The sequence below is a fragment of the Verrucomicrobiia bacterium genome, assembly GCA_035629175.1.
Taxonomy (GTDB): domain Bacteria; phylum Verrucomicrobiota; class Verrucomicrobiia; order Limisphaerales; family DASXHY01; genus DASXHY01.
The window spans coordinates 162,276-168,641 of sequence record DASPIL010000076.1; the positions used below are offsets into that span (position 1 = coordinate 162,276).

General features: G+C 53.1%; 3 protein-coding genes. 1 reads left to right on the forward strand and 2 read right to left on the reverse strand.

Annotated features, from left to right (window positions below):
- Window positions 1–9 precede the first annotated feature (9 nt).
- A complete protein-coding gene (locus VEH04_14245; GenBank protein ID HYG23940.1) occupies window positions 10–771 on the reverse strand; it encodes a DUF3450 family protein in 762 nt (253 codons plus the stop codon).
- 1,004 nt (window positions 772–1,775) lie between these two features.
- Window positions 1,776–1,952, reverse strand: a complete 177-nt coding sequence (locus VEH04_14250) for a hypothetical protein (protein ID HYG23941.1) — start codon at window positions 1,950–1,952, stop codon at window positions 1,776–1,778.
- 879 nt (window positions 1,953–2,831) lie between these two features.
- Here VEH04_14250 and VEH04_14255 point away from each other — a divergent pair.
- The gene (locus tag VEH04_14255; protein ID HYG23942.1) at window positions 2,832–6,230 is read left to right on the forward strand and encodes a hypothetical protein; all 3,399 of its coding nucleotides are present in this window, start codon (window positions 2,832–2,834) and stop codon (window positions 6,228–6,230) included.
- Window positions 6,231–6,366: the final 136 nt, after the last annotated feature.

Consider the following 6,366-nt stretch of genomic DNA (forward strand, 5'->3'; position numbering starts at 1 on the left):
CGGGCTGCGTTATTGGACTGAAGCGGGCAGGGAAACGAATCGTGCGGTGCGTTCGCTTCGATAGATTTTCACAACTTCCTGAACAGCCGCGGCGATCTCGGGTTTGGAATTCCACTCCCATCCGCTCGAACCCGGTTTTCCGATCCCAGCAAAGTCACCCGTTTCGTTCACGAAATATGCAGCGCCAAGTCCGACGTAGATGGTTTGAACGGAAACTTCGTCACCCGCGGCGTTCCTGCGCTTCTCGTTGAAGAGATTCACGGCGTTATTGAACTTGTCGAGTTCCCCCAGAATCCCGACAAGCACCTGCATTCGCTCGGCTGCCAGCATCTTTGTCGTTGCTGGATCGGCTGGCATCCGCGAGGCGAGGGGTTTGAGTATGTCCTGCAAAGGCGCGGGCAACTGCGGGAGAAACGTCTTCACTCGGGCTTCGAACTCACCCAAAAACAGACGCGTCGAATCGAGGGAATCGTGTGAAAGTTTTTGGACGGCGCTGGCTTCAGACATCTCCCGCGCCACCTGCGTGTTGTTGGTGGTGATCCGGGACATTTGATCATCGATCCCTGCCAGCTCGCGTTCGTAGAGAGCGATGATCTGTTGAAGCGTTTCTCGATCCGAAAGCCAATCGGCTTTGGTTTTGGAAACCAACTGGCGCGTTTCAACCCATTTTTCCAGGGTGGACCGCGTTTGTGAGAGGGACGATCCGGCTGCGCTGGCTCGCGTGAAAACGAGAAGGGCGCAGGACAAAGCGTACAGGCAACGCAACATCATGGAGAAAGGTTGGCGGAGCCATGTTACGAAACGATGGCGGCGGCGTTACATCGTGGTTTCAGCTTCCAAACTGGGATTGCTGAGCGGAAAGAAGATTCTTCGTTTCCAGACTGTTGCGTCTGCGACACCTGGGACGACATTCATTTCAACTGGGCCAACGAGCTCCTTGAATTCAAAGGAGCCTGAGTCGCGTGTGCTACAACAAATCGCGAATGAGAAGGACGGTTCGGGAAGTTGAAACCAAGGAGCAGTGAAGGTGGCTCGTCGCCAGCGAGTTGTGAAAAAAGAAATCCCACAGATTTGGCGGAAGGGGTCCTTTCTGACCCCATTTTGCCACTTGGTGATCAGGGCCATAAGGGTGGATTCGCCACCTGAGATGCTCCGTCAGCCGGCAATCTCAACCGCACTTCGCGACAGCCGCTCACGCAGCAAAATGACACAAAAAGACTTAGCTGGGGAACTCGGGGTGAGCATAGAGACGTTGAAGAACTGGGAATGTGGACGCAGCAATCCGCGGCGGACTCTCTGGCCTAGGCTACTGGCCCGATTCGTGGGCTGAACATCCGCTGTCAAAAAAGGGCTCCCGTCGTTGACCGGAGCCCTGCGCTGGATCAACCCTTGATCCAGCCCCTTTATCTTGAATCCACGCCAGGGCATGCGTCTGCATGGTTCGGGTGTGGTTGATCTTTCTCGTCCCGAAAGCGGGACTTGGCGAGCAGGTCAGGTTTGAAAGGGAACGATCTTGCGACTGTCTGGTAGGCGTTAGCCCTATAGACAAGTTTGTACCTGCTGCGATTATTGCGCCAACCCTTACCAAGGTTCTGTCTGCTATGAAATCTGGGAGTGCGACCCGTAATTCTTCGGTCCTCGGACTATGTGCCTTCGGAATTGTGCTCATCCTCTTTGGGCTCTTTTTGTCGCGACCTTTGATTGCGCAGCAGAATCCTCCTAAAGGGCACTATGAGGCTGAACTGGCCACTTCAAAACATTTTGCTGAACCTATTCTAGGCATTGGGACGGAAGCGGGCGCTCAGGCGGAAGTCGAGGGCCTGCTCACGATAATTCGAGGGCATCGGAAAGTAGATGGTGGCGATTTGGAAACTGCGATTCGGCTCGAAGAGTTTTTGGAGGAGCATCCCGAATCGGCCTGGAGCCCATCGATTCGCTGTAATCTTGCCCATTTGTATCGATGGAAGGGTCTCTACACTCCTGCCCTTACGCATTGGCGAAAGACATGGGAACAGACAAAGGACGGACTCTCTCCCAACGAGCGGAGAATCGCAGAATACACGTTAATTCATTGGACCGAACTCCTGTGCAGCCTTGGTCGCATCGAAGAACTTGAGCCGATATTTGCAGAATTCGGACAACGACGATTGATCCGCCTGGATTGGCAACATCACTTGAACCGGAACAAACAAGCATTCCTCAACATGCAGAGGAGCCCGCAATTGGCATATCGGTGCGGGACTCTGGCGCTCGTGACCGTCGGAACACACCTTAACGTAGCTAACTCAAATTTTACTGGCGTCATCGATATCCCTTCGCCGCAAAGTGGATTTTCGATGGGCATGCTGCTTCGAATTGCACGAGAGCGCCGAATTCCAATCGCTGCCGTCGAACGAACATCCGGAGATAATATCGTGGTACCATCGGTAGTCCATTGGAAGCAGAATCATTACGCCGCCATAACCCGGCGTGAGGGAAGTATGTTTTTGGTCGAAGATGCGACTTTCGGGAGGCCGCGGTGGCTCAGTGGTGGTGTTATCAACTCCGAAGCCAGCGGTTTCTTTCTGATTCCCGAGGCGCAGTACACGGGCGCATTTCGAACCCTCAGCTTAGCAGAAGCAGAACAGATTTACGGACGTGGCATGAACACCATGGATCCGCCTCCTTCCCCTCCTCCGTGTCCCGAGGATGGTCAGCCTGCCTGCAGTTGCCCTGAGCCTCCTCCGCCTCCGCCCCCACCGCCCCCGCCACCCTCTTCGGGTCCAAGTGGACCACCTTCGGCAGCATCCTCTAGTTCCGATGGCTGTGGCTCGTCATGTGAAACTTCGGGGATGCCTGTTTGGCAAGTGCGTGAACCTTACATTTCACTTTGGCTCCACGACAAGCCGATGAGCTACCGGACTTCAACCGGAAAGGAAATGGCGCTGAAGCTCCACTACCATCAGAGAGAGACCCGGTCTTCCGACTTGAACGTGTTTAACTTCGGGCCGTATTGGAACTGCAATTGGCTGAGCTATATCGATGTTAATGATCCGACGACAACATTTGCTGCAACCGTGTACGGGTCTGGCGGCGGGGAGCGTTCGTACGCTTACGGCCAATCTGTGGATTTTCGCAGTCGGACCGAAATTCAAAGGCTCATGCAAGGAGCGAACGTTACCGGCTTTCGAGTTGAATATCCTAACGGGAGCTACTATGCGTACGAACTTTTGATTGAAGTGAGTGCATCCCCTGAGCAAGTCCGCGCGTTTTTAAGCCAACAGGTTGATCCACAAGGGAACGTCACCACGTTTCTGTATGCTACGAATGGCGGATTAGTCAGGTTGACGCATGTGATCGACCACGACGGCCGGACGAATACCCTCCAGTATGCTTCGGGCGATCCCACCAAGGTCACTCACATTGCAAATGACTTCGGACACGCGGTCTCATTGGCCTACGAAACTAACGGATTCCTTATAAATGTGACAGATGTAGCGGGGATCGAGAGCGCATTCACATACCAAGAGGTTCAGGGTATTTATGTGCTCACGAAGTTGACAACTCCTTATGGCGATACAGGATTCGAGTATTTCCGTCCCTCTGCAGGCTTGTTTGACTATACAGAGGACGATGACATCAATCGAGCAATCGTTGTCACGCCACCGGTTGGAGGGAACCATCTGTTCATGTACCGAGATAATTCCGCCTCTATTTCGCGCAGTGGGGATTCACAGCCACTGCTTCCGTACTATTATGAGGATCGCCCTACCAGCCTTCCTGTTGGTGGCCCTGCCGACCAGGAGTTGCTATTGGATCTTTGCAACTATAACATGTATTATCGCAACTCGTTTTACTGGGGCCCCCTTCAGTATTCCGCTCTCAGCACGCAGAACCTAACGACGCTCACGACAAATGACTATCGTCTGGCTCGGGTGCGAAACTGGCTTCACGCCAAAGACATATACGGATGGGCTGCGAGTGAGACTCTCAATTTTCAGCGCGAGCCAACGCCAGACGGTATAGTGGATGGGCAATCAACGTGGTATGGATACCGAGGGAAATTATATTCTTGGCATACCGAGGGCAGCGAGCCTAACCCTTCCTACGTGGCTCGCCTTTTCCAAAATGGTGAAGTCGAATTTAAGTATCGGGAGTACAATGCGGTAGGACAGGTTACATTGGGTGCGGAGACTTACTCCGGACCTTCTAGCGTAGCTGTGAGGACCAACACCTTCGTCTATGACAACTCTGGAATCGATTTGCTGGTTCACTTGGGGCCGAGCGGCAGCGTGGAAGCTGGCTATTCATACAACAGCCTCCATCAGCCTATTCGAATCACGAACGCCCTAAACGAGGTCACCCATTTCAATTACGATGCCGATGGCCGCGTCACTGGTATATACACACCCGGTCAATTGACCACCACCAATATCTATTATGGCGGTAGTGGAGCAAACAAAGGCCGCCTGGCGCAGAGTATCGATCTTGAAATTCGGCGAACCAATTCGTACACTTGGTATGCGTCTGGGAATATGCAGGTTCACACCGACGAGCGAGGCCTTTCTCGCACTTTTTATTGGGATCCGTTAAACCGGCTGACCGGAATGTCATTCCCAGACGGCACATCAACAACCAACATCTACAGCCGAGGATCGGAGAAGATCTTGGATGTTACCGCAACGAAGGATCGCCTGAATTTTTGGAGCTATTTTGGGTACGATGGCTTGCGGCGAAGAACTGCTGCAACGAATGCCAACAACGTGGTTACCAGATTTGGCTATTGCGATTGCGGTTCGGTCTCGTCGGTCACCAACGCCTGGGGTACTCCCGCCTCGATGGCGACCACTTATCAGTACGATCTACAGGGAAGGTTGACCCATATTTTCTATCCTGATTTGACGGTGACGAACTGGTTTGATTCGATCGGGCGGGTGATTGCCCGCGGAGACCATAACGGTTTCCGCTGGTTCGGCTATAATCATCAAGGCCTTCTTACAAGTATCACCAACGCATTTGGCATCGAGATGCGGGCTGCTTTTGATATTGAAGATCTCCCTGTTTGGAGCATGGACGCAAACGGTGTTGCAATCACCAATTCGTTCGATCCGCTCCACAGAATACAAGCTCGTGCGTACCCGGACGGCGGGATTGAACAATTTGGCTATTCTCCGCGAGGTTTGACTAGCTACACGAACCAGTTGAATCTGGTGACTCGCTATGTCCTAGACGAGGTCGGCCGCAAGCTATTCGAGACAAACGCAAATAACGAATATCTGCGCTTCACGAACAACGCTGCCGGAGATCTGCTTTCGCTGACGGACGGAAAGAATCAGACCACCCGGTGGCGCTATGATGAATATGGACGAATGACCAACAAATTCGACCAGATCGGGTTCTCGATCTTGCGTTACCACTACGACGTGAACAACCGATTGACGAATCGGTGGAGCATTGCGAAGGGCGACACAAAGTACTCGTATGACGCAGTTGGAAATCTCACGCTTGTTGATTATCCCTCTGGAACTGCTGATGTCACGTTTGCCTATGACTGGCTTAATCGCGTGACAAACATGGTAGATGCAGCAGGAACGACGAAGTATGCCTACAGCGCTGGAGGGCAGCTCTGGACAGAAGACGGGCCGTGGGCCAATGATACTATCACGAACATCTACGTGAACCGACTGCGGCGTGACTTTTATTTGCAGCAGCCGACAGGATTGTGGACGAACCGGTTCTCTTACGACGAGGCGGGAAGGCTTGGAGGCGTGACGTCGCCTGCTGGAGCTTTCGGTTACCAACTCGGTGGAACGACTGCCGGCAGTCCGTTGGTTCGCAAACTGTTATACCCAAACACAACTTTCGTCACGAACAGCTACGATGTTGTGGCACGCCTCACCGCGACGTCTGTGAAGCACTCCAGCGGATTTAATTTTAATTGGCATGATTACGCAAACAATGTTGCCAATCAACGCACACAGCAGTCTCGGGTGGGCTCAACGGTCAACTATTCCTACGACTCGATCGGTCAATTGACCGTAGCCGACAGCACGGTTAATGCTCAGGATCGTGGCTACTCCTACGACGCAGCATGGAACCTGAGTCGGCGCACCAACAACGGCACGCCAACTCTATTCAGCGTTAATGTCAGAAATGAACTGACTGGCGGCCCGTCCGCGCCATATTCGTACGACGGCAATGGCAACATGACGCAAAGGGGCGACTGGACGCAAACGTTCGATGCAGAGTAAGCGGTAAGGCGTGGGCGTTGCACTATAGGGACAACTTTCGCCGAGAACAAAGCAAGATATGTGGTGTGATCTCTGTTGCGAAAAGTCCCGGCCATCCCTATGAATGCTGACCTCGGTTAAAGCAAAACCACCCTTG

Coding starts and splice junctions, on each gene's coding strand:
- VEH04_14245 (HYG23940.1), bottom strand. CDS start 771: ATGATGTTGCGTTGCCTGTACGCTTTGTCCTGCGCCCTTCTCGTTTTC.
- VEH04_14250 (HYG23941.1), bottom strand. CDS start 1,952: ATGGGCAAGATTACAGCGAATCGATGGGCTCCAGGCCGATTCGGGATG.
- VEH04_14255 (HYG23942.1), top strand. CDS start 2,832: ATGCCTGTTTGGCAAGTGCGTGAACCTTACATTTCACTTTGGCTCCAC.